Origin of the sequence: Pseudaquabacterium pictum (genome assembly GCF_005403045.1) — a bacterium.
GTDB lineage: Bacteria > Pseudomonadota > Gammaproteobacteria > Burkholderiales > Burkholderiaceae_C > Pseudaquabacterium > Pseudaquabacterium pictum.
On record NZ_BJCL01000003.1, the window covers coordinates 508,185 to 532,049 of the forward strand.

The 23,865-nt window shown below is 68.1% G+C and carries 21 protein-coding genes; 5 read left to right on the forward strand and 16 right to left on the reverse strand.

Annotated elements, in window-relative coordinates:
* Window positions 1-5: 5 nt before the first annotated feature.
* The 3 genes from FFT10_RS09240 (at window position 6) to FFT10_RS09250 (ending at window position 4,420) form a co-directional block, all read left to right on the forward strand.
* Entirely contained in the window at window positions 6-2,531 is a 2,526-nt protein-coding gene (locus tag FFT10_RS09240; protein ID WP_137732500.1) for a YbcC family protein, read from the forward strand.
* Between the two features lie 125 nt (window positions 2,532-2,656).
* On the forward strand, window positions 2,657-3,751 hold the full coding sequence (locus tag FFT10_RS09245; protein WP_228027019.1) for an SDR family oxidoreductase: 1,095 nt from the start codon (window positions 2,657-2,659) through the stop codon (window positions 3,749-3,751).
* 159 nt (window positions 3,752-3,910) lie between these two features.
* The gene (locus FFT10_RS09250; protein WP_137732502.1) at window positions 3,911-4,420 is read left to right on the forward strand and encodes a hypothetical protein; all 510 of its coding nucleotides are present in this window, start codon (window positions 3,911-3,913) and stop codon (window positions 4,418-4,420) included.
* Between the two features lie 55 nt (window positions 4,421-4,475).
* Here FFT10_RS09250 and FFT10_RS09255 read toward each other — a convergent pair whose 3' ends face one another.
* The 16 genes from FFT10_RS09255 to FFT10_RS09325 form a co-directional block, all read right to left on the reverse strand.
* Window positions 4,476-7,010: a S8 family serine peptidase gene (locus FFT10_RS09255; protein WP_162520728.1), complete on the reverse strand. Its 2,535-nt coding sequence runs from the start codon at window positions 7,008-7,010 to the stop codon at window positions 4,476-4,478.
* 484 nt (window positions 7,011-7,494) lie between these two features.
* Window positions 7,495-8,268, reverse strand: coding sequence for an SDR family NAD(P)-dependent oxidoreductase (locus tag FFT10_RS09260; protein ID WP_137732504.1), 774 nt, complete (start codon window positions 8,266-8,268; stop codon window positions 7,495-7,497).
* A 511-nt stretch (window positions 8,269-8,779) separates the two neighbouring features.
* Complete coding sequence (locus FFT10_RS28845; protein WP_162520733.1) at window positions 8,780-9,124, reverse strand: nucleotide-binding domain-containing protein; 345 nt, start codon at window positions 9,122-9,124, stop codon at window positions 8,780-8,782.
* Window positions 9,125-9,306: 182 nt separating this feature from the next.
* Window positions 9,307-10,239, reverse strand: a complete 933-nt coding sequence (locus tag FFT10_RS09265) for an electron transfer flavoprotein subunit alpha/FixB family protein (protein ID WP_137732505.1) — start codon at window positions 10,237-10,239, stop codon at window positions 9,307-9,309.
* 2 nt (window positions 10,240-10,241) lie between these two features.
* The gene (locus FFT10_RS09270) at window positions 10,242-10,991 is read right to left on the reverse strand and encodes an electron transfer flavoprotein subunit beta/FixA family protein (protein WP_137732506.1); all 750 of its coding nucleotides are present in this window, start codon (window positions 10,989-10,991) and stop codon (window positions 10,242-10,244) included.
* A 13-nt stretch (window positions 10,992-11,004) separates the two neighbouring features.
* The gene (locus FFT10_RS09275; protein ID WP_137732507.1) at window positions 11,005-12,195 is read right to left on the reverse strand and encodes an acyl-CoA dehydrogenase; all 1,191 of its coding nucleotides are present in this window, start codon (window positions 12,193-12,195) and stop codon (window positions 11,005-11,007) included.
* A 30-nt stretch (window positions 12,196-12,225) separates the two neighbouring features.
* On the reverse strand, window positions 12,226-13,386 hold the full coding sequence (locus FFT10_RS09280; RefSeq protein ID WP_137732508.1) for an acyl-CoA dehydrogenase family protein: 1,161 nt from the start codon (window positions 13,384-13,386) through the stop codon (window positions 12,226-12,228).
* Window positions 13,387-13,394: 8 nt separating this feature from the next.
* Window positions 13,395-14,168 (reverse strand): enoyl-CoA hydratase-related protein, encoded by a 774-nt coding sequence (locus FFT10_RS09285; protein ID WP_137732509.1) that lies wholly within the window; start codon window positions 14,166-14,168, stop codon window positions 13,395-13,397.
* Window positions 14,169-14,193: 25 nt separating this feature from the next.
* Window positions 14,194-15,180, reverse strand: a complete 987-nt coding sequence (locus FFT10_RS09290) for a Bug family tripartite tricarboxylate transporter substrate binding protein (RefSeq protein WP_228027020.1) — start codon at window positions 15,178-15,180, stop codon at window positions 14,194-14,196.
* A gap of 35 nt (window positions 15,181-15,215) precedes the next feature.
* Entirely contained in the window at window positions 15,216-16,871 is a 1,656-nt protein-coding gene (gene aliA, locus FFT10_RS09295; protein WP_137732510.1) for a cyclohexanecarboxylate-CoA ligase, read from the reverse strand.
* 50 nt (window positions 16,872-16,921) lie between these two features.
* Window positions 16,922-18,079, reverse strand: a complete 1,158-nt coding sequence (gene aliB, locus FFT10_RS09300; protein WP_137732511.1) for a cyclohexanecarboxyl-CoA dehydrogenase — start codon at window positions 18,077-18,079, stop codon at window positions 16,922-16,924.
* Window positions 18,080-18,100: 21 nt separating this feature from the next.
* On the reverse strand, window positions 18,101-18,883 hold the full coding sequence (badI, locus tag FFT10_RS09305; protein ID WP_137732512.1) for a 2-ketocyclohexanecarboxyl-CoA hydrolase: 783 nt from the start codon (window positions 18,881-18,883) through the stop codon (window positions 18,101-18,103).
* A gap of 40 nt (window positions 18,884-18,923) precedes the next feature.
* Window positions 18,924-19,691 (reverse strand): 2-hydroxycyclohexanecarboxyl-CoA dehydrogenase, encoded by a 768-nt coding sequence (gene badH / locus FFT10_RS09310; RefSeq protein WP_137732513.1) that lies wholly within the window; start codon window positions 19,689-19,691, stop codon window positions 18,924-18,926.
* A gap of 325 nt (window positions 19,692-20,016) precedes the next feature.
* On the reverse strand, window positions 20,017-20,487 hold the full coding sequence (locus FFT10_RS09315) for a MarR family winged helix-turn-helix transcriptional regulator (protein ID WP_137732594.1): 471 nt from the start codon (window positions 20,485-20,487) through the stop codon (window positions 20,017-20,019).
* 228 nt (window positions 20,488-20,715) lie between these two features.
* Window positions 20,716-21,399 carry a trimeric intracellular cation channel family protein gene (locus FFT10_RS09320; RefSeq protein ID WP_137732514.1) on the reverse strand — a complete coding sequence of 228 codons (684 nt, stop codon included), beginning with the start codon at window positions 21,397-21,399 and terminating at the stop codon, window positions 20,716-20,718.
* 63 nt (window positions 21,400-21,462) lie between these two features.
* Window positions 21,463-22,281, reverse strand: a complete 819-nt coding sequence (locus FFT10_RS09325) for an IclR family transcriptional regulator domain-containing protein (RefSeq protein ID WP_137732515.1) — start codon at window positions 22,279-22,281, stop codon at window positions 21,463-21,465.
* Between the two features lie 187 nt (window positions 22,282-22,468).
* Here FFT10_RS09325 and FFT10_RS09330 point away from each other — a divergent pair, with 187 nt between their 5' ends.
* Together FFT10_RS09330 and FFT10_RS09335 are read left to right on the forward strand one after the other, a co-directional pair.
* Complete coding sequence (locus FFT10_RS09330) at window positions 22,469-23,170, forward strand: 3-oxoacid CoA-transferase subunit A (protein ID WP_137732516.1); 702 nt, start codon at window positions 22,469-22,471, stop codon at window positions 23,168-23,170.
* A 14-nt stretch (window positions 23,171-23,184) separates the two neighbouring features.
* Window positions 23,185-23,859 (forward strand): 3-oxoacid CoA-transferase subunit B, encoded by a 675-nt coding sequence (locus FFT10_RS09335; protein ID WP_137732517.1) that lies wholly within the window; start codon window positions 23,185-23,187, stop codon window positions 23,857-23,859.
* Window positions 23,860-23,865: the final 6 nt, after the last annotated feature.

A 23,865-nucleotide genomic window follows, 5' to 3' on the forward strand; every position in this document is an offset into this window, starting at 1 on the left:
TCCGCATGTCCCTCGCCCTGATCGACGCCGCGGCCGCGGTCGCGCCCCGCACCAGCGCGCCTGCCCTGGAAGCCGCCACCCTGCAGCCGCAGATCGACGCGGCCTGCACCCAGGCCTGTGCCGCCATCGCCCCCGCCTGGCCGCTGGACCGGGCCATCGCGGTCAACCCGCACTGGCAGCGCATCGGCCTGCCGCTGCGCACCGTGGCCGCGCGGATGGCGCTGCTGGGCGGCATCCAGGTGTTGCCGCCGCGCCCACGGCAGCAGGCGGCGTGGACGGCCGGCCGCATCACTGGCGACGATCTGGCGCTGGCGCTGGACCAGCTGCCCGCCGCCCGCGCTGCCGGGCTGACGCCGGTGCGCTGCGTGGATGCCCTGCAGCGCGAAGCGGCAACTGCCCCGCTGCCGCTGCTGATCGACATGCTGGACGACGACCCCCAGCGCCACACCCGGTTGTCCTGGCGCCAGGCCATCACCCACCAGGTCAGCCAGACCTGCGCCGCCTACTTCGACCGCCACCAGGCCGACTGGCAGCCGCAGCGCACGGGCGGCCTCTATGCCTTCTGGCGCGAGACGCTGGTGCATGACCACGGCATCGGCGGCCTGATGGGCCTGCCGCGCCTGTCGCAGGGCCTGCAGGCCCTGCCGCCCAGCCGCGCCGAGGCCGAGCGCTGGGTGCTGCAGCGGCTGGGCCTGCCGCCGGCGGTGTGGGCCGACTACCTGGAGTCGGTGCTGCTGACGGTGCAGGGCTGGGCGTCCTGGTGCGCCTACCTGGGCTGGCAGGCCGGGCTGGAAGGCCGCACCGATCCGCACCTGCGCGAGCTGCTGGCCATCCGGCTGGCCTGGGGCGCGATCCTGCTGGAATGCAAGGGCAGCGCTGCCGCACAGGCTGCGTTCGCCGCGCTGCAGGCCGCCTGGCGCGACGCGCCGCAGCGGCTGCAGCTGGCCGAGCAGGACTTGCTGGTCGACGAGGTGTGGCAGCTGGCCCTCGAAGCGGGTTACCAGCGCCAGCTGGCGCAGCGACTGGTCTGCGCGCCCGCGGCGCTGCAGGCCGAGCCGCCCGCGGCCCAGGTCGTGTTCTGCATCGACGTGCGCAGCGAGCCGCTGCGCCGCGCGCTGGAGGCGGTGGACCCGGGCGTGCAGACGCTGGGCTTCGCAGGCTTCTTCGGACTGCCGGCGGCCTACACGCCGCTGGGCACGCCGGCGCGGCGGCCGCAGCTGCCCGGCCTGCTGGCGCCGACGGTGGAGGTGGTCGACCACATCCTGCCTGGCGGCGCTGCTTCGGCAACGGCGCAGCACGCCGCCGATGCCGCGTCTGCGCGACAGCAGCGCTTCGGCCAGGCCCGCCAGTGGGGCGCGGCCACCCGCTGGCCTGGCGCGGCCTTCTCGTTTGTCGAGGCGCTGGGCGTCGGCTACATCGCCGCACTGGGCAGCTGGCTGCGCCCTGGCACCGCCGAGCGCCGCCGTGACGACCTGGATGGCCTGCCGGCGCGCTACACGCCAGTGTGCCGGCCGGTGCTGGGTGGGCTGGACATCGATGCCCAGGCTGCGCTGGCCGCCCGGGTGCTGGGCGGCATGGGGCTGACCAGCGGCCTGGCGCCCACCGTGCTGTTGGTGGGCCATGGCAGCCAGTCGGCCAACAACGCCCAGGCGGCGGCGCTGGACTGTGGCGCCTGCTGCGGCCAGACCGGCGAGGTCAATGCCCGCAGCCTGGCCCGCCTGCTCAACGATGCCGCGGTGCGCGCCACGCTGCAGCAGCGCGGCCTGGCCATCCCGGCCGCTACGGTGTTCGTGGCCGCGCTGCACAACACCACCACCGACGAGATCGAGCCCTTCGACCTGGACCTGCTGCCATCCGCCAGCCAGGCCGCCTGGCGGCGTCTGCAGACCAGTCTGGAGCACGCCGGCGACCAGACCCGGCGCGAACGCGCGCCGGGTCTGGGGCTGGACCCGCGCCTGCCGCATGCCCGCCTGCTGGACACCCTGCGCCGCCGGGCCAACGATGGTGCCCAGACGCGACCGGAATGGGGCTTGGCCGGCAATGCCAGCTTCCTGATCGCACCGCGCCACCGCAGCCTTGGTGTGGTGCTGCAGGGCCGCAGCTTCCTGCATGACTACGACCACCGCCAGGATGCCGACGGCAGCCTGCTGGAGCTGCTGATGACCGCGCCGATGCTGGTCACCCACTGGATCAACTGGCAGTACCACGCCTCCACCTGCGACCCGGTGCGCCTGGGCAGCGGCAACAAGCTGCTGCACAACGTGGTGGGTGGCCACATCGGCGTGTTCGAGGGCAATGGCGGCGATCTGCGCATCGGCCTGTCGCAGCAGTCGCTGCACGACGGCACGCAGTGGGTGCACGAGCCGCTGCGCTTGACGGTGGTGATCGACGCACCTGCCGCGGCCATCGAGCGGGTGATCGCCCGGCATGCGCCGGTGCGCCAGCTGGTCGACAACGGCTGGCTGCACCTGTGGCGCTGGGACGGCAATGCACTGTTGCGCCGGGTGGACGGCGGCTGGCAGCCGGTCTGAAACAAGTGGCCAGGCGAGGGCAAGCCGCGGTGGCGGCGACGACCATCGGTCCGTAGCATGCAGCGCATCGCGGTTCACAGATGGGGCGGACAGGCATGGCGGCAGATGGCAACCCGGCGGCGGCCGTGACAGGCGGTGCTCAGCCGCGCCGCAAGGTGCTGGTGGTGGGCGCGCTGGGCATGGTGGGCCGCGCCGCAATGGAGCGCTTTGCCGGCCGCGCCAACCTGCGGGCCGTGGGCCTGGCGCGCCGCGCTGCCGACTTCGCGCCCGATGCGCTGTGGCTGCGGGTCGACCTGCGCGACGCCGAGGCCACCCGCGCCGCGCTGGCGCCGCACCAGGACGTGACGCACCTCGTCTACGCTGCGCTCAACGAGCAGCCCACGTTGGTCAAGGGTTGGCGCAGCGTCGACAACATGGCGCTGAACACCCGCATGCTGGCGCACACGCTGGAGGCGCTGGACGGTGCGCCGCTGCAGCATGTCACCCTGTTGCAGGGCACCAAGGCCTACGGCGTGCACACCGGCCGGCCGATGCGCGTGCCCGCCCGCGAACAGGATGCGGTGCGTGACCATGTCAACTTCTACTTCGACCAGCAGGATCTGGTGGAGGCGCACGCCGCCCGCGCCGGCTTCGCCTGGACGGCCTTCCGCCCGCAGATCGTGCTGGGCGTGGCCGTGGGAAGCGCGATGAACCCGGTGGTGGCGCTGGGGGCCTACGCCGCGCTGTGCCGGGAACAAGGCCTGCCGCTGCGGTACCCCGGCCACCCGCACCTGCTGACCGAATGCACCGACGCCCGGCTGATTGCCGAGGCCATCGAATGGGCCTGGAGCGCGCCGCAGGCCCATGGCGAGGTGTTCAACATCGGCAACGGCGACGTGATCCTTTGGGCCACGCTGTTCCCGCGGCTGGCCGCCCATTTCGGCCTGCCGCTGGCCGAGGCCGCGCCGCTGCGCATGGCCGAGGTCATGACGCCGCTGGCGCCGCTGTGGCGGCAGATCGCCGAGCGCGAACGCCTGCGCGTGGCCGACCTCGATGCGCTGGTGGGCCTGTCGTGGCAATACGCCGATGCTACCTTCGCGGCGCAGCGGCCGCTGGCCGTGCCGCCCATCGTGTCGACCATCAAGCTGCGTCAGGCCGGCTTTGCCAGCTGCATCGACACCGAAGAGTGCATCCTGCAGCACCTGCAGGCCATGCAGACACAAGGTTATCTGCCGGTCTGACCGGCGCAGTGGGCCGGCTGGGCCGCCAGCAGGTCAGGCTCCGACTCGGGCGATGTCGCGCTCACCAACAAGCGGGCAGCCTGCGACGCGTCAAGTGACTAGAAACGACCGTTGACACAGGCATCGAGGTCGCTATGCCCCAAGTCGTCGCCGGAAGCAATGCTGACGAACGACTCTGCGCAGACCGTCGGTGGTGTGCCGCAAACCCGCGGATCCGTGCAACAGCCATTCGCTCATGGCGGCGTGGTACAGGGAACGGAAGGCTCCAGCCTTGTCGTCGAGACGCTCCAAGCAGCGGGCAGCCTGCTCGAGGTACTGATGCGCCTCCCGCAGACGGGAGGCGCCGCGGGCCTCGCGCGATGCCTCGGCACAGGCGCTGGCTGCCTGCCGCCATCGCTGCGCCTGCTCAGCGAAAAACGCGCGTCGGTCGGGACGAATGGAGAGGTTGCGCACGGGCACTTCAAACGGCCTCCCGAACGCCCGGAACAGTCGAATCACGCGTCGGTGGCCGGGCGATGCTGGCCTGGACGACTTGGACCGGACGGCTGCGACGTCGTCCTGTCCAGAATCGGTCAGCCCCTGAAGATTGACTTGAGAGTCGCAGGTCCGATGCGCGGCGCGCAGAGCTTCTGTCCCTTCCGCCGCGACGACGTGCACGGACGCGCCTGAGCGGCCGATCGACCCCGCGCCGCGAGCTGGCGCCTCGGCGCGTGTCGCCGGACGCCTACCGCACGAACTCAATGAAGGTCGAGCGCAGGTTCACGTTGGCGCCGAAGAGCGAGAAGTCCGCGCGCGTCGGATCGGCGGCATTGACCGACCCGGTCCCCGTGATGACGCGCGTGAAGCGGGCACCGGGCACTGTCAGCTGCGTCGAGCCGAAGAACGACGCGGTCGGGTCGCGGAACGTCAGCCGGAGCTGATAAGTCCCCGGCGCAAGCGCGGCCACGTCGAACGCGGCGTTGGCGATGCAGGGCGGGTTCCGCACCGTCGCAACCTCGCAGCCGGTGGACTGCCCGAAGAAGCCGCGCGATTCGGACCAGAACTCGACGCCCGCCGCGTTGCGGAGACCGATCTCGATGATCCGGTTGACCGCGGCGCCCGAAGCTCCGACAGCGGTGTTGCGCCGGATGCGGATGGAGCCGAGCGACGCCAGCGGGTCGAGGCGACCGGCGCCGAGATCCTGGTTGCAGGGCTGGGCAGGGCAGGTGTCCAGGCCGGCGACGGCCGGTATTGGCAACGTCGTCGCGTACAGGTGGTCGATCAACACCTGGCGTCCGAGCGTCGGGTACTTCGTCGCCATCATGGCGAGCGTTCCGGCCACGAAGGGCGCCGAGAACGAGGTGCCGCTGCCCGCCGCGCCGAAGCCGCCGATGTTCACGCCGGGCGCCGCGAGGTTGACCCAGTTGCCTCGGTTCGAGTCGGCTGCGCGCTGGTTGCGCTCGTTGACATTGCCGACCGCGACGACGCCGATGTGCGCCGCCGGGTATTCGCGGATCGTGCTGGCGCTGTTGCCGGCGGCGGCGACGATGATGACGCCAGCGGCCTGCACCTCCGAGATGAATTGGCGGGCCACGAAGGTCTGGAGGCGGCTGCTCAGGCTCATGTTGACGATCGGCGTCAGGCCGACGGTGACCGCCTCGTGGAGCCCGAGCATCGCAGCGGTCTCGGTGCCGCGGTTTGCCGAGTTCAGCACCTTCGAGATGAACAGCGTCGCGCCCGGTGCGGTCGCCTGGGCAATCGCCGCGACGAGCGTGCCGTGCCCGTTGTCGTCCCGCGGGATACCGGCCGGTCCGCTGCTGCTGAAGTTGCTGCCGAGCACCGCGGTCGGCAGGCTGAGCCCAGGGATGATGCTGGCGTCGAGGCCGGTGTCAAGGATGCCGATGTTGATGCCGGTGCCAAGCGCCTGCGCGCGCCGGTGCGCATCCCCGAGGTTGAGCACGGTCGAGTAGTTGGGATCGGCGCAGATCGGACCGGCACACGGGTCCGCCGCTTGCGCGCCTTGGACGATCGGCTCTGGCTCGGCGCTCGTGACCTCCGGGCGTGTGGCGAGGAGCGCGACCGCCGCGGCGATGCCCGCGCCATCGGTCGAAGCCAGTTCCAATTGCCAGCAGTTGCCGATCGCCGGAAAGCGCCCTGCAGGCACGGCACCGGCCGCCGCTGCGGCGGCCTGGACCGATGCGTAGGACGTCGAGGCCGAGAAGCAGGCGTTGACGAGGTTGCCGACGATTGGCGCGCCCGTCGCGGGATCGGCCGCCTGCACGGCAATATCGGGAAGCTTGAGACGCACCGGCGCCCCAGCCGGCACCACACCGAGCAGCGCTGCCGTCGACTGCAAGCGCCGCAACTGCCCGCGCACCGCTGCCGACACGCGCAGGCCCACGTTGCCTTCGACGCTCTCGGTCAGCACCACCTGTCCCGAGTGCAACCCGTCGCCGGCGACCGCATCGCCGGCGGTGCCGTTATCGTTGAGGGTCCCCGCCACCGTCGTGGCGCCGCCCGGCCCCACCCGGACGACGTTGACACTGCCCGGTATCACGTTCGGTTGCGTGATGCGTGCCGTCACGAGGAGGATCGTCGGCGTGCCGACGGATACGACCGCCGGCGACACGATCGGCTGCGCGACCCCTTGGGCCTGCGCGACCGTGTGTGCCGCGAGCAAGGCCGCCGCAGCGACGATCGGTCGGCGCACACGACGCCGCCGCCACGCCAGCAGCCACAGGGCACCGGCCCCGAACAGAACGCCGGTCCCGGGCTCGGGCACCGCCGTCACGGCCAGATCGTCGAGCGTGAATGAAGCGCCGCCCGCATCACCGGTGATGCGCAGCAGCGTGAACCCCGACGCGAAGCTCAGCTCGATCCGCTCATTGGGCGGGTTGACGCCGCCGCCGAGGTTGCTGGCGAACGCCGACGACGCGCTGGCGACCAGCGCCGCGCGGGCGTCGAAGGCTTGCAGCAGCAGCGGCACCGTGTACGTGAAGTGGCCGGAGAAGCTCAGCACCGGCGCCGCGAACGTGATCTCGAGCGCCCCGCCGTCGTCGGACGCGACGCCGCTGCCCGAGCGCGGCGGAAAATCGAACTCGTTGATGCCGATGCCGGCGACCAGAACGATCGTTCGCGAGAACGTCAGGCCCGCGATTTGCGTTGTCAGCGCCGAACCGTCTGAGATGCCTTCGAAATCGACCAGTGTGACCGCCCGCGCGGGCAACAACCCCAAAAACGCGCACAGCAGAGCGGCGAATGTCAATCGAGCCAGGTTCATGCTCGTTCCCCCTGTTGGCCTCGACTTCGTCACGCCGGTGCCCGGCCGCATCCGATTCGATGGTCCAAGGCCAGGGTATCAAGCAGCGCCATGGGCCGGACCCTCGCGAATCGGCGGCCGTCCGTCCTATTAGCTAGGATCGCGGGTGACGGGCCTCTCCGCATGGAGGCGAGCCCAACCGGGTCAGGTGGGGAACCAAGCAGCCATCAGCTGCCGGCAAGATGACCTCTTCGCTGGGCTTCGCTTTCCTGGGGGCGGGTACCGGAGGTCGGTGTCATGACGATTTCGAGTTGGTGGGCCCAGGAACGCAATCAGGACAGCCTAGGTCGACGCCTGTCACCCTGCTTATGCGTTGCTGTGGGCCGCTGTTGTTTTGCAACTTTGTCTCGACTTTCGCCGCGCTGTGTCGACTCCGCGCACAGTTCCGAATCGTCTGGATGGCAACTCTGAGTCAACCGACTGCGCGTTCCGGCGACAGCAGCGCTCAAACGCCCAGCAGCTGCCCCCCGTCCACCGTCAACACCTGACCGTTGATCCACCGAGCGTGGGGTGAGGCGAGGAACAGGGCCACCTCGGCGATCTCGTCCGGCGTGCCCATGCGGCCGGCCGGAATACTCTGGCGCGTGCGTTCGTAGAGCGCCGGGTTGTCCGTCTTGCGCTGTTCCCATACACCGCCCGCAAACTCCACCGAGCCGGGTGCAATGGCGTTCACGCGCACACCCTGTCTGCACCATTGCGCGGCCTGGCTGCCGGTGTAGCTGTTCATGGCGGCCTTCACGGCGGCATAGGGCGCCGACCGCGTGGATGGCCTGACGGCCGAGATCGAAGACAGGTGGATGATGCTGGCACCTTCCGGCGCGCCAGACTCGGCCGACTTCAACAACCACGGCAAGGCAGCCCTGGAGCAGCGCACCATGGCCATCACGTCCACTGCCAGGCTGGATGCCCAACCCTCTTCGTCGTCGCTCATGCCAAAGCCCGACGCATTGTTGACAAGCACGTCGATGCCGCCCAGGGCCTCGGCGGCCGCAGGCACCCAGGCTGCGATGTCCTTCTCGACCGCCAGGTCGCACTCCATGGCATGCACGCGCCTGCCATGCGCTGCCAGGTCGGCGCGTGCGTCTTCCAGAGCCCCTGCACCCCGCGCGCAGATGGCCACGTCAGCGCCGGCGGCAGCGAAGTGCATCGCGATGGCGCGGCCAATGCCGCGGCTGCCTCCGGCCACGAGGACGCGTCGGTGCTTGAAGTCGAAGGACATGGGAAAGTCTCCGCAGAGTGATCATGGGTTGAGTGAGTTCGCCGCACACAGTTGACCTGGCAGCAGCGCGGCAACCGGACGTCGCCATCTGGGCAACGGCACTGGTGATCCAGTATCCAAGGCCTGCCTCGATTCTGCTGCGCATGCCGTACCCACCCGGCTGCCTGACTCGAGCGATGGCTGCCCTGCGGCATGCGCAAGCGCCGCTTCAGACTGATTGCAGTCAGCCCGAGCCGCTGTCACCAATGACCGCATCGACCCGGAGGAGACATTCCGGCCAAGTACAGCCAATGGAAATGCCGTAGTCCGGCGGCATCAAGGCTTTCCAATGGCCGCCTTCTCGAGTTTCAATGTCTGAGGCCAACACAAGCATGTCATCACGAAGAGGCCGAAGGTGTCCTGGTCGTCGCCCAGACCAGCGGCAGGCCTCATCGAACGCTTCTCTCCTAGAAAGCCGACCATGCCCTGCTCACAGTATTGTTGACTTGCGTGAATCCACCGGGCTTGGCCGTTATTCAATGACGACGTAGAAGGGGTCGGATTGTCCAACCAGACGGTTGTCCCGCTTGCGAATCAAGAACGCCTCCACGAAGTGCACGCCGCGGTACTGCAGCCTCTCCGACCGACTGGCACCGTCGTCGGAGGCATAGAAGTCACCGCGAAGCGCCCCCGCCCTAGATGCAGCCTTGTCCGTGTTCGCCACTCGCCAGTGGACTCTGTAGTCGTCGGTGAAGGGAATACCGTGGCTGCCGGTGGCCGTGAATCGGAGCCAATAGTCGGGCTGCAGTGGTTCAGCTGACTGGAGGGGCCTAACAGTGGTCCCATACTTTCCAGTCCGCAGCTCGGCGCTGAACAGTTCAGAGGCGCACGGGCCTCCGGATCAATGGCGGTCTACAGCCGCACCGCAATGAACATTAGCCTTTTAGGCCGGCGCTGATCTCCGCGGACAAATGACCGATTGCCGCCGGTCAGCGTGAGTTCGCCATCCAGCGATGAAGGTCAGCAAACGCTGCTAAGCGGAATCCCACCCCTGCTGGCTCAAATCGCAGCGGCCACCTCAGGAATCGCTGCGAACAGATCGGCCTCCAGGCCGTAGTCGGCCACGCTGAAGATCGGCGCCTCGGCGTCCTTGTTGATCGCGACGATCACCTTGCTGTCCTTCATGCCGGCCAGGTGCTGGATCGCGCCCGAGATGCCCGCGGCGATGTACAGCGTGGGCGCAACGATCTTGCCGGTCTGGCCGACCTGCCAGTCGTTGGGTGCATAGCCCGCGTCCACCGCAGCGCGGCTGGCACCGAGTGCGGCGCCCAGCTTGTCGGCCAGCGGCGTCAGCACCTCGTTGAACTTCTCGCTGCTGCCCAGCGCACGGCCACCGGATACGATGATCTTCGCGGCGGTCAGTTCCGGCCGGTCGTTCTTGGCGATCTCGCTGGCGAGCCAAGTGCTGCTGGCCGAGGCGGCCACCGCTGCAATGGTCTCGACCGCGGCGCTGCCACCGGTCGCAGCCGCGGCGTCGAAGCCGGTGGTGCGCACGGTGATCACCTTGGTCGCATCGGTGCTCTGCACCGTGGCGATCGCGTTGCCAGCATAGATCGGCCGCTCGAAGGTGTCGGCGCTGACCACCTTGGTCGCGTCGCTGATCTGCGTCACGTCCAGCAGCGCGGCGACGCGCGGAGCCACGTTCTTGCCCGCGGCGGTCGCCGGGAACAGCAGGTGGCTGTAGGCACCAGCGACGGCCACCACTTGCGCTGCCAGGTTCTCGGCCAGGCCATGGCCCAGGCCGGCGCCGTCGGCATGCAGCACCTTGACCACACCGGCAATCTGCGCGGCGGCTGCGGCGGCGGCACCGGCGTTCTCGCCGGCCACCAGCACATGCACCTCACCACCGCAGGCCAGGGCCGCGGTCACGGTGTTCAGGGTCGATCCCTTGATCGACGCGTTGTCGTGTTCGGCAATGACAAGTGCGGCCATGGTCAGATCACCTTTGCTTCGTTCTTCAGCTTCGCCACCAGCGTCGCCACGTCGGGCACTTTGATGCCGGCGCCGCGCTTGGGCGGCTCGCTCACGTTCAGAGTCTTGATGCGCGGGGTCACGTCCACACCCAGGTCGGCAGGCTTCACCACGTCCAGCGTCTTCTTCTTCGCCTTCATGATGTTGGGCAGCGTCACGTAGCGCGGCTCGTTCAGGCGCAGGTCGGTGGTGATCACCGCCGGCAACGTCAGGCTCAGCGTCTCCAGGCCGCCGTCGATCTCGCGGGTGCAGGTCAGCTTGCCGTCGGCGATCTCAACCTTGCTGGCGAAGGTGGCTTGCGGCAGGCCAGCCAGCGCCGCCAGCATCTGGCCGGTCTGGTTGCAGTCATCGTCGATGGCCTGCTTGCCCAGGATGATCAGGCCGGGCTGTTCCTTGTCGACCAGGGCCTTGAGCAGCTTGGCCACGGCCAGGGGCTGCAACTCGTCGACACACTCGACCAGGATACCGCGGTCGGCGCCAATGGCCATGGCGTTGCGCAGCGTCTCCTGGCACTGGGTGACGCCGCAAGAGACGGCGATCACCTCAGTGATCACCCCCTTCTCCTTCAGGCGCACGGCCTCTTCGACGGCGATCTCGTCAAAGGGGTTCATGCTCATCTTGACGTTGGCCAGGTCGACGCCCGACCCGTCCGCTTTCACCCGGGCCTTAACGTTGTAGTCCAGCACCCGCTTGATGGCGACGATAACCTTCATGATGCGCCTCCGTTCAGTTCGCGAAGGCCGCAATGCCGGTGATGGCGCGGCCCAGGATCAGCGCGTGCACATCGTGTGTGCCCTCGTAGGTGTTGACCACCTCCAGGTTCACCAGGTGGCGCGCCACGCCGTATTCGTCGCTGATGCCGTTGCCGCCCATCATGTCGCGGGCGGTGCGGGCAATGTCCAGCGCCTTGCCGCAGCTGTTGCGCTTGAGGATCGAGGTGATTTCCACCGCTGCCGTGCCCGCATCCTTCATCCGGCCCAGCCTCAGGCAGCCCTGCAGGCCCAGGCTGATGTCGGTCAGCATGTCGGCCAGCTTCTTCTGGATCAGCTGGTTGGCTGCCAGCGGCCGGCCGAACTGCTGGCGTTCCAGCACATAGTGGCGGGCGCGCTGGTAGCAGTCCTCCGCCGCTCCCAGCGCGCCCCAGGCGATGCCGTAGCGCGCACTGTTCAGGCAGGTGAACGGGCCCTTCAGGCCGCGCACCTCGGGGAAAGCGTTCTCCTCGGGACAGAACACTCCGTCCATCACGATCTCTCCGGTGATGGAAGTGCGCAGCCCCACCTTGCCCTCGATCTTCGGTGCGGTGAGGCCCTTCCAGCCCTTTTCCAGCACGAAACCCCGGATTGCACCGGCGTCGTCCTTGGCCCAGACGACGAACACGTCGGCGATCGGGCTGTTGGTGATCCACATCTTGGCACCTGACAGGCTGTAGCCACCCGGCACCGTCTTCGCGCGGGTGATCATGCTGCCCGGGTCGCTGCCGTGGTTGGGCTCGGTCAGACCGAAGCAGCCAATCCACTGGCCGCTGGCCAGCTTGGGCAGGTACTTCTGCTTCGTCGCTTCGTTGGCGAACTCCTGGATCGGCACCATCACCAGGCTGCTCTGCACACTCATCATGCTGCGGTAGCCTGAGTCGATGCGCTCGACCTCGCGCGCCACCAAGCCGTAGCAGACGTAGTTCAGGCCTGCGCCGCCATAGGCTTCGGCAATCGTCGGCCCCAGCAGGCCGAGTTCACCCATTTCGCGGAAGATCGAGGCATCGGTCTGCTCGTGGCGGAACGACTGCTGCACACGCGGCAGCAGGCGATCGCGGCAGTAGGTGGCGGCGGCGTCCTGGATCTGGCGCTCATCGGCGCTCAGCTGGTCGGCCAACTGAAACGGGTCTTCCCAGGAGAAGCGGGCGGCTTGGAGAGTGGCCATGGGTGTGCTCGAAGGTGGTGAGAGAAGGAATCACGCCTGGCGCAGCAACTCGCGCCCGACGATCAGTTGCTGGACCTGGCTGGTGCCTTCGTAGAGACGCAGCAGGCGCACGTCGCGGTAGAAGCGTTCGACCGGGTATTCGTTGATGTAGCCTGCGCCGCCGTGCACCTGCACGCCGCGGTCGGCCACGCGGCCGGCCATCTCGGTGCAGAACAGCTTGGCGCAGGACACGCGCATCGACACGTCGGGGTCGGACAGGCCTGCAGGCTTGGCGTCGTACAGGGTTGCCACCTCGCGCACCAGCGCCCAGCCGGCCAGCAGCTCGGCCTGGCTGTCGGCCAACATGCCTTGCACCAGCTGGAACTCGCCGATGGGCTTGCCGAACTGTCGGCGCTCGCGGGCATAGCGCGCCGAGTCGTCGAGCACCCGCCGCGCCATGCCGCAGGCCACGGCCGAGATATTGAGCCGGCCGCGGTCCAGCACCTTCATCGCCGTCTTGAAGCCCTGGCCGGGCACGCCGCCGATGATGTTGGCCGCCGGCACGCGCACGTCGGTGAGCACCACGTCGCAGGTCATCGTGCCCCGCTGGCCCATCTTGCGGTCCTTCTTGCCCAGCGTGATGCCGGGCAGGTCGGCCGGCACGATGAAGGCAGAGACACCGGCCGCTCCCGGCCCGCCGGTGCGTGCCATCAGCGTGAAGGCGCCAGCGCGGGGCGCATTCGTGATGTATCGCTTGCTGCCGTTGAGGATGTAGTGGTCGCTGTCCAGCACGGCGCGGGTCTTCAGCGCTGCGGCGTCGGTGCCGGCATCGGGTTCGGTCAGCGCGAACGACATCACCAGTTCGCCGCTGGCCACCCGTGTCAGCCAGGCGTCCTTTTGCGCTGGCGTGCCGTCGATCAGGATGCCCTGCGAGCCGATGCCGATGTTGGTACCGAACACCGAGCGGAAGGCTGGCGCGGTCTGGCCCAGCAGAAAGTTGACCTGCACCTCCTGCGCCACGCTCAGGCCGATGCCGCCGTATTCCTCCGGCACGGTCAGGCCGAACAGGCCCATGGCCTTCATCTCGGCGACCAGGTCGGCCGGCACCTCGTCGAACTCCTCGAGGTGGTTCTCGGCGGGCACCAGCCGGTCGCGCACGAAGCGTTCAACCGTGGCGATCAGGATGTCGAAGGACTCGGGATCAAGCGCCATGGGAAGGTTCAGCGGTGTTGGAAGTCAGGTGTGCGCTTGGCCAGGAAGGCATGCATGCCCTCGTGCGCATCGGCGCTGGCAAAGCGGGTGTACAAGGCGCGGCGCTCGAACAGGATGCCTTCGGTGAGGGTGCCCTCCCAGGCCCGGTTGACCGACTCCTTGATGGCCACCAGTGCCGGCAGCGAGTAGCCGGCAATGCGCGCCGCGAGCGCCAGCGTGTCGTCGAGCAGCCGGTCATCGGGCACCACGCGCGAGACCAGCCCGTAGCGGTCGGCTTCCTGTGCGTCGAGCATGCGCGCCGACAGGCACATGTCCATCGCCTTGGCCTTGCCGATCGCATGCGGAAGCCGCTGCGTGCCGCCTGCGCCAGGCAGCATCGCCAGCTTGATCTCGGGCAGTGCGAAGCGGGCAGAGTCGGCCGCCACCACGATGTCGCAGGCCAGCGCCAGTTCGCAGCCGCCGCCCATCGCATAGCCCGCCACGGCCGCCAGCACCGGCTTGCGCACTTGGCGGATCGTCTCCCAGTTGCGGGTGATGAAGCGATCACGGTGCACATCCATGCAAGACCAGTCCGCCATCGCGCCGATGTCGGCTCCGGCCGCAAAGGCCTTCGGCCCGCCGGTGATCACGATGGCGCCGATGCCGTCGTCGGCATCGAAGCGCAGCAGGGCGGCGCCGAGGGCGTCCATCAGCGCGTCGTTCAGTGCGTTCAGCTGAGCCGGGCGGTTCAGCGTGACCAGCGCCACGCGGCCGTGGGTTTCGGTGAGGATCTCGTTGGACATCGGCGTGACCTGCGTTCGGTGTCGGTCACTCGACCACGATCTTGCGATCCTTGATCAGTGCGGCCAGCGTCTTGCCCTCGTCGGCCAACAGCTTGCGGAAGGCGGCGTTGTCCAGCGGCGTCGGCTCGGCGCCCAGATCACCGAAGCGCTGCTTCAGCGCGGGTGCGGCCAGTGCCTTGTTGAGCTCGCTGGTCAGGCGGGCAACGATCTCCGGCGGTGTGTTGTTCGGCGCCCAGACGCCGAACCAGATGTCCAGGCCGGCGTTCTTGATGCCCAGGTCGGCATAGGTCGGGACATCGGGGAAGAACGGCGACTTCTTGTCACTGGCCACAGCCAACAGCTTGACCCGCCCGCTCTTGATGTGCGGGAAAGCGATGCCCGGGTCGAAAGCGATGTCGGCCTGGCTGGCCATCACGTCCTGCAGCGCCGGGGCTGCACCGCGGTAAGGCACATGGGTGATGAACACGCCGGCGCTCTGCTTGAACAACTCACCCGCCAGATGGGGCGGGGTACCGGTGCCTGCTGACGCATAAGCCAGCTTGCCCGGTTGCGCCTTGGCCATGGCCACCAGCTGCTTGCCGTCCTTGACCTCCAGCCCCGGGCGGGCGATCAGGTACATCTGGGTGCGGCCGATGCCCATCACCGGCGTCAGGTCACGCGACGGCAGCAAGGGCGACTTGAACAACGAGGGGTTGGCGGTTTCCACCGAGGTGGGCGCCACCAGGAAGGTGTAGCCGTCGGGTGCTGCCTTGGCGACTTCTCCCGCGGCGATGTTGCCGCTGGCGCCCGGCTTGTTCTCGACGAGCACGGTCTGCCCCAGCGCCTCGGTGGCGGCCTGTGCCAGGGTGCGTGCCATCACGTCGGTGGTGCCGCCGGGCGCGAAGCCCACAACGATGCGCACCGGCTTGGATGGCCAAGCGGGGGTCTGCGCAGCAACGGGCAAAGCGGCGAACGCCAGGACTGCAACCGCGCCCATCAGCGAGCGGCGGGCGAGGTGGGTCATGTGGGTCATCGTTGTCTCCTTGGGGTGGTGGGTCGTCGCCGGGGTCAGAGCTGGCCGGATGCAGCCAGCGCACGCACCTGCTCACGCAACTTGAACTTCTGGACCTTGCCCGATGGGGTGCTGGGCATGGACTCGCACAGGTGCAGGCGCTCGGGGATGTACTGCAGCGCCACCTTCTGGTCCTTGAGGAACTGCACCAGTTCGGGCAACGTCACGGTCTGGCCGGGGCGTGGCACCACCACCGCGCAGCCGCGTTCGCCCAGGCGCTCATCGGGCACGGCCACCACTGCCACCTGGGCGATCGCCGGATGTTTGTAGAGCAGGGCCTCGATCTCAAAGACCGGCACGTTCTCGCCGCCACGGATGATCACGTCCTTGCTGCGGCCGCTGATGCGCACATAGCCCGCGTCTGTCAGGTATGCCTCGTCGCCGGTGTCCATCCAGCCTTCGCCATCCACGCCGTTGAGTTGCGGACGCTTCAGGTACCCGCCGAAGTTCGACGGTGAGCGCACCAGCAGCTTGCCGGGCTGGCCGTCGGGCACCGGGTTGCCGTCGAAGTCGACCACCAACAGTTCGACGCCGGGCAGCGGGCAGCCGTCGGTGGTGGCCGCCAGCGCGTCGTCGTCGTCCAGCTTGATCAGCGTGACGGCGCCGTTCTCTGTCATGCCCCAGGCCGAAACGATCTTCGTGCCGAGTACCTGGCGCGCCTGTTCCACCAGCGGGCCGGGAATCGGTGCGCCGGCACACAGGAAGGTCTTCAGGCTGGGCACGCCCTGGCCACTCTCGGCCACCACCCGCGACAGGTCGGCCAGGAAGGGCGTCGACGCCATGGTGAAGCTGCAGCCTTCGGAGCGGATCAGCGCGGCCGCGCGTGCTGGTTCCCAGGTGTCCTGCAGCACCGCGCTGGCGCGCAGCAGGATCGGCATCATCAGGCCGTACATGAAGCCGGTCTGGTGGGCCATCGGCGAGGCCATCAGCACCACGTCGTCGGCGCCCAGGCGCAGTCGCTCCGCATAGGGACGAATGTTGGCCATCACCGTGTTGGCGGTGTGCATCACGCCCTTGGGCTCGCCGGTCGTGCCCGAGGTGTAGATCAGCTGAGTGATGTCGTCGGGGCCGGGTCGGTGGGCATGGAGGATCTGCGCCGCATCGGGCGCGTTCTCCCAGGCCGGTTCGCTCAGCAGAGCCTCGTAGCTGTTGGCGCCGGTGCCGCCGACCACCACGACATGCTCCAGCTCGGGCAGGCTGGCGCGCAGGCCGTTGGCCATCGCCTCATGGTCGAAATTGCGAAACACCTTGGGCACGATCAGCACCTTGGCTGCACCGTGCTTCAGCATGAACGACAGCTCGCGCTCGCGGAAGATGTGCATCAACGGGTTCACCACCGCACCGATGCGCGAGCAGGCCAGGTAGGTGACGGTGAATTGCCACCAGTTCGGCAACTGCATCGCCACCACGTCATTGCGGCCCACGCCCAGCCGGGCCAGGCCCACGGCCACGCGGTCGGCCAGGCGGGCCAGTTCGCGGTAGGTCAGGCGGGCGACCTGGTCGCCATCGAGTTGCAGCGCAGTCAGCGCGCGCTTGTCGGGGCAGGTGGCGACGCAGCCGTCCAACTCGTCGTTGATCGTGCGGTCAAGCCAGTGGCCCTGCGCGACGGCGGCAGCACGGCGCGGGGGCAGCAGAACGGCGTCGAATTCCATGGTTTGTCTCCTGGTGTGTTCTGGTCGGGTCTCTGGGCACGCCGCGGTTTTCAGGCCGGCACGAACTGCCGCCCGGCGCGGGTGCGGGCGATGATGGTTTTCATGATCTGGGCCGTGCCGTCGCCGATCTGGAAGCCCAGCACGTCGCGCAGCCGCTGCTCCATCGGCCCGCGGTCGTAGCCGCCGTGGCCGAAGCAGAGCAGGCACTGGTGGATCACGTCGTAGGCCAGCTTCGGGCCCCACCACTTGGCCATGCCGGCTTCGGCGGTGTGCGGCAGGCCGCGGTCTTTCAGCCACAGGCCCTGCAGGCACAGCAGGCGTGCGCCCTCGACCTCGGTGTCGAACTGCGCCAGCGGATGCGTCACGCCCTGGAAGGCCGACAGTGGCTGACCAAACGCCTGCCGCTGCGTGATCCAGGCCCAGGTCTCCTCCAGCGCCACCCGGGCGACGGCCAGGCACTGCAGGCCGATCAGCGAGCGTGAGAAGTCGAAGCCGTGCATCACCTGCACGAAGCCCTTGTTCTCGTCGCCGAGGCGGTGGGTGGCAGGCACGCGCACGTTCTCGAAGAAGATCGAGCCGCGGCCGATGGCGCGCTGGCCGTGGCAGTCAAAGCGGTTGGTCGTGATGCCCGGCGTGCCCATCGGCACCAGCAGCGCAGTCACGCCGTGGGCGCCAGACTCCGGCGTGCTGGTGCGTCCGAAGACCACCGAAATGTCGGCCTGGTCGGCGGCCGAGATCGAGGTCTTTTCGCCGTTGATCACGTAGTGGTCGCCATCGCGTTCGATGCGCAGCCGCAGGTTCGCCGCATCCGACCCGCCGCGGGGCTCGGTCAGCGCGATCGCGCAGATCGCCTTGCCGGCGACCAGCTTCTTCAGCCACGGGCCGACGACATCCGGGTTGCCGTACTTGGACAGGATCTGCGCGTTCAGCGATGCCAGCAGGTTCAGGTATGAGAAGCTCAGGTCGGCGCGGGCGATCTCCTCGTGGATCACGCCGGCGGCCAGGCAGCCCATGCCCAATCCGCCGAACTGCTCGGGCAGTTCCGGGCAGATGAAGCCGAGCTCGCCCATCTCGGCCAGCAGCTGACGGTCCAGGTCGCGGCTCTTGTCGCGGGCCAGGAAGCCAGGCGCCACGCGCTCGGTGGCGAAGCGGCGCACACTGTCGGCAAGAGCCTGCAGGTCGCTGTCGATGTAGGGGTTCGGATTCATCGCGGCGCTCCGGCTGGACGCTTACTTGGCGTACTTCTTGAAGTCAGGCTTGCGCTTGTCCTTCAGCGCGTTCACCCCCTCGCGCGACTCCTCGGTGTCGTAGTACAGCTTCAGCGCGTACATGCCCATGCCGGCGATGCCGCTCTGGTGCGCGGTGTCGCAGTTGAAGCTGCGTTTGGCAATCGCGATGGCGGTGGGGCTGCGCTCGCAGATCGTCTCGGCCCATTCCTGCACCGTGGCGTCGAGCTGCTCGTGCGGCACGCAGACGTTTGCCAGACCCATCGCCACAGCCTCGGCGCCTGAGTAGCGCTTGTTCAGGTACCAGATCTCCCGCGCCTTCTTCTCACCCACCACGCGGGCCAGGAAGGCGGTGCCATAGCCTGGGTCGACCGAGCCCATCTTCGGGCCGACCTGGCCGAAGACGGCCTTCTCGGAGCAGATCGTCAGGTCGCAGATCGTGCAGAGCACGTTGCCGCCGCCGATGGCAAAGCCCTGCACCCGGGCGATCACCGGCTTGGGCACGTCGCGGATGGCGGTGTGCAGCTCTTCCATCGGCAAGCCGATGGTGCCGCGGCCGTCGTAGTTGCCGTCGTGCGCCGATTGGTCGCCGCCGGTGCAGAAGGCCTTCTCGCCGGCGCCGGCCAGCACGATGCAGCCCACTTCGCGGTCGTAGCCTGCCTTGTTCAAGGCCTTGATCAGTTCGTCGCAGGTGGTGCCGCGGAACGCGTTCATCTTGTCCGGGCGGTTGATCGTGATCCAGGCCACGCCGTTGCGGACTTCGTACAGGATGTCTTCGAATTTCATGGTGTCTCCAGGGATGTGTGGGATGGGAAGCGCCGAGAGGTCAACCGTGCATCGTCAGACCGCCCGACACCGAGATCACCTGCCCGGTGATGAAGCCCGCGTCATCGCTGCCGAAGAAGGCCAGTGCGCTGGCCAGGTCGTCCGGCTGGCCAAGTCGGCCCAGCGGGATGGCGCTGCGGAAGGCTTCCAGCAGCTTGGCCGGGTCCCGCGCGCCTTCGACCACACCGGCAAGCAGCGCGGTTTCGGTCGGGCCGGGGCAGACGACGTTGACAGTGATGCCCTGGCGGGCGTGTTCACGCGCCAGGGTCTTCGACAGCGCCACCAGGCCGCCCTTGCAGGCCGAATAAACCGCTTCGCCGGAGGAACCGCCGCGGGCGGCGTCGGACGCGACATTCACGATACGGCCGTAGCGACGCTCGGCCATGCCGGGCAGCACGGCGTGCAGCATGTGCAGCGCGCCGGTCAGGTTGATCGCGATCAGCTTGTCCCACTCGGCCGGCACGGTCTTGACGAACGGCTTGAAGACATCCCAGCCGGCGTTGTTCACCAGCACGGCAATCGGGCCAAGCTCGGCCTCGGCGGCGGCCACCGCCTGGTCCACCGCGGCGCGGTCGGTGATGTCGCAGCGGAAGGCGTGGGCGATGCCACCTGCCTCGCGGATGCCGGAGGCCACCTTCTGCGCAGCCTCCAGGTTCAGGTCGAAGACGGCGACCTTGGCGCCTTCGTGCGCAAAGCGCCGGCAGGCGGCGCTGCCGATGCCACCGCCGCCGCCTGTGATCACCACTGTCTTGTCGTTCAGATTGCGCATGTCGAGCTCCTGGGTTGGGACCGGCAGGACATGTGCGTCTGCAACGGTCATTGCATTGAGTCAATGTGTTGTCTCATTATGCGGAGATCCGATGCGAAACGACAATAGGTTGTCGTATTAATTTTCTTTGGGGCTTACCCTATGTCGACCACGCTAGGAGTGCAGCCTCACGGAGGTGGGTGTGATGCGCCAATCCATTGGCGCACCTCCGTCAGGATGTTTCAGATGGAAGCGCTGGGCCCCGCGCTCACGGGCAGGCACGCCATGGGCACATGGCGCCGGTGCCGAAGGCCGGCCCGGCGAAGTGCGGCCGGATCTGAGAGTTTCAGAGCGCAGCGGTCTCGCCGTCCGGCCCCTGGTCCAGGCGCTGCATGTTCTCCAACAGCCGCAGCAGGTAGTGCAGGGTGTGGGTGATGTCGCCGAGCGAGAACTCGTCGAGTGCCTGGGCGTAGTAGGCATTGATCTTGGGCCTGGCCAGGTCCAGCCAGACGTGGCGCCCATGGTCGGTCATGCGGATCAGGCGAGACCGCCGATCCTTCTCGTCGGGCTCCACGCAGATGTGGCCGTCGCGTTCCATGCGGCCGAGCACGCCCGACAGGTTTTGCCGGCTGACCATCAGATAGCGGGCCAGCTCATTCACACCCATGCCCGGCGCGGACTCTGGCCGCGAGAGCGCGCCCAGAACGGCCCACTGCTGGGTGGTGAGGCCTTCGCTCTCGACCGCGCGCGAGCCAGTTTTGTGCAGCAGGTTGGTGCACTGGTACAAACGAAAGAACAACCGGTTGGCCAACTCCATCCGGGCTGCTTCGCGGCTGTCTTGTGGATCTGCTTGTGACGACTGGCCGCCGGATGTTGGCAGTGCGGGTGGCTTGGGCATGGGCATAGGCATAGGACCGGTGGAATGGCGCACACTGCAGACGATCTGCAATGCATTGACTCATTTTGCCAGCAGCAGCCTGCCGCAGGTTGCCGCCACCATGGCCATGCGCTGCAATTCGCTGCGGGCTGCCGGCCGCAATCGCCATCAACGCTCAGGCGGTTCGATTGGCGAATCACGTCGAACCGTGCCGGCTTGCCAAGCCGGCAGGCGCCAATCCAGCAGAACTGCAGCAACGCGCAGCGCGGTCGCTGTGCCAGCAGCGGCCAGCAGGGCGCCCCACTGCGACAGGCCTGCGGCGTGTGCCAGAACCAATACCCAGCCGCCCGCGAATGAGCAGATGGCGTAGGGCCGATGGTCGCTGAACGCTCTGGGAATCTCGTTGCAGACGATGTCGCGCAACACGCCGCCGAACACCGCCGTCACCATGCCCAGGATCACGGCAATGATGGCCGGCATCTGTGCATCGATGGCGATTTGTGTGCCCACCGCAGTGAACAACCCGAGTCCGAGTGCATCGGGCCACTGCATGGCCCGCGCCGTTGGATCCAGATGCTTGGCGCGCATTACGAGCATGGCGCCCACGCACAGCGCGAGCAGGACCCACACCCATCCCGCGTGCTGCACCCAGAACAGCGGGCGCCTGTCCAGCAGGATGTCACGGACGGTGCCGCCGCCAAAGGCCGCCAGTCCCGCCACGACGCAGATGCCCACGGCGTCGAGGCGCTTGCGGGCGCCTTCGATCACACCCGACAGGGCGAACGCAATGGTGGCGACGACCTCCACGGCAAACTGTGTCTGGGATAGCGCCCACGGCAAGGCATTCGGCATGTGATTTCTCGATCGCTGTCAGGTCGCGAGGTGGGCGTGGCTTCGATACGCGCTCGCACGCATTCAGTGTGGCAGCAGACTGCCCAGACGTTCGGCCACCGCCTGCAACAGCGGCAGGTAGCGCCGCTGCATCTCGGCCGCCGACTGCTGCTGTGGCCGGCTGCTCACATTGATGGCCGCCACCACCCGGCCGGCGTGGTCGCGCAGCGGCACGGCCAGCGACATCAGGCCCAGTTCCAGTTCCTCGTTGACCAGCGCCCAGCCCTGGCGGCGCACCTGCGCCAAGGTGCGCAGCAGTTTGCCGGCGTCGATGGTCGTCTTCGGCGTCAGCGGCTGCAGGTCCATGGCTTGCACTCGGCGGGTGCGCTCGTCTTCGGCCAGGCTGGCTAGCAGCACCCGGCCCATCGATGTGCAGTGCGCTGGCAGCCGCGAGCCGATGCCCAGGTTGATCGACATGATCTTCTGCGCCGGCACCCGCACCATGTAGACGATCTGGTCGCCGTCGAGCACCGATGCCGACGTGGATTCGCGGGTCTGCTGGGTCAGTTCCTCCATCAGTGGCTGCGCCTGGTGCCACCAAGGCTGGGCGCTGAGATAGGCGAAGCCGAGTTCCAGCACCTTGGGTGTCAGGCGGAATTGGCGGCCGTCCTGCTCGACATAGCCCAGCGTCTGCAAGGTCAGCAGAATGCGGCGCGCGCCGGCGCGGGTCAGTCCCACGCGCTCGGCGGTCTCGCTGAGGGTCTGCGCCGGCGCCTCCGCGCCGAAGCTGCGCAGCACCTCCAGCCCCCGGGCGAAGGACTGGACGTAGCCGTCGCCAGGCTTCAGTGGGTCCGTCGCGGGCGGGGCGGGATCTTGGTCGTGATCGTGGTCGAACTTGGGCATCGGGCCTCCGTCTGCAGCGCGCTGCTGCACATCTGCCACCTTGACAGCGGGCGGTGAGGTGCTTAGGCTGCGCACCTCATGAATTCTATACACGAACACATGTTCGTATATAGAACAAACTACAACTTGGCGGTAGCGTGGGGACAGCGCGCCTGCCGTCCACCCCGCACTGTCCGCAGGCTCCTCCATGATCGACAAGACCCTTGCCTCCGCCGCGGCTGCGCTGGCCGATGTGCGCGACGGCGCCACTGTGATGATCGGTGGCTTCGGCACCGCCGGGCTACCCCACGAACTGATCGACGCGCTGATCGACACCGGCGCACGCGACCTGGTAGTCGTCAACAACAACGCGGGTAACGGCGACACCGGGCTGGCCCGGTTGCTGGCGCTCAAGCGCGTGCGCAAGATGATCTGCTCGTTCCCGCGCCAGGCCGACAGCCACCACTTTGACGCGCTGTACCGCGCCGGGCAGATCGAACTCGAACTGGTGCCGCAGGGCAACCTGGCTGAGCGCATCCGCGCCGCAGGCGCCGGCATCGGTGGCTTCTTCACGCCCACCGGCTACGGCACCACATTGGCCAAGGGCAAGGAGACCCGCCTGATCGACGGACGCGGCTTCGTGCTCGAGTCGCCCATCCATGGTGACTTCGCGCTGATTCGGGCCGAGAAGGGCGACCGCTGGGGCAACCTGACCTACCGCATGACGGCGCGCAACTTCGGACCGGTGATGGCGATGGCGGCCAAGGTCACTGTCGCCACCGTGCACGAGGTCGTCGAACTCGGCGCGCTCGATCCGGAGAGCGTGGTCACGCCCGGCCTGTTCGTGCAGCGCCTCGTGCGGGTCGATCGGGTCGCCACCACCGCCGGCGGCTTCAAGCAGGCCGCCTGACCGAGGAGCACACCATGAACGCACCGAATCCCTCGACCTTGGCTGGCGTCACCCGCTGGACCCGCGACCAGATCGCCCGCCGCGTGGCACAAGACATCCCCGACGGAGCTGTCGTCAACCTCGGTATCGGCCTGCCCACCGCGGTGGCCAACCACCTCGGCGCCGACAAGGAAGTGGTGTTGCACTCCGAGAACGGCGTGATCGGCATGGGCCCGGCGCCCGCATCCGGCGACGAGGACTATGACCTCATCAACGCTGGCAAGCAGCCGGTCACGCTGCTGCCCGGCGGTTGCTTCTTCCACCACGCCGACAGCTTCGCGATGATGCGCGGCGGCCACCTCGACATCTGCGTGCTCGGCGCGTTTCAGGTGTCGGCTGCTGGCGACCTGGCCAACTGGCACACAGGGGCACCCGATGCCATCCCGGCGGTCGGCGGCGCGATGGACCTGGCCATCGGTGCAAAGAAGACGCTGGTGATGATGGACTACCTGACCAAGGGCGGCGAGGCCAAGCTGGTGCCCGCCTGCACCTATCCGCTGACTGGCCTGGCCTGCGTGAGCCGCCTCTACAGCGACTTGGCGGTGATCGACCTGGCCGGCGGCCATGCCACCGTGGTCGACTTGGCTCCGGGACTGAGCCTGGACACGCTGCAGTCACTCACCCCTGGCATCACGCTGCAAGCCGCGTGAGCCAGC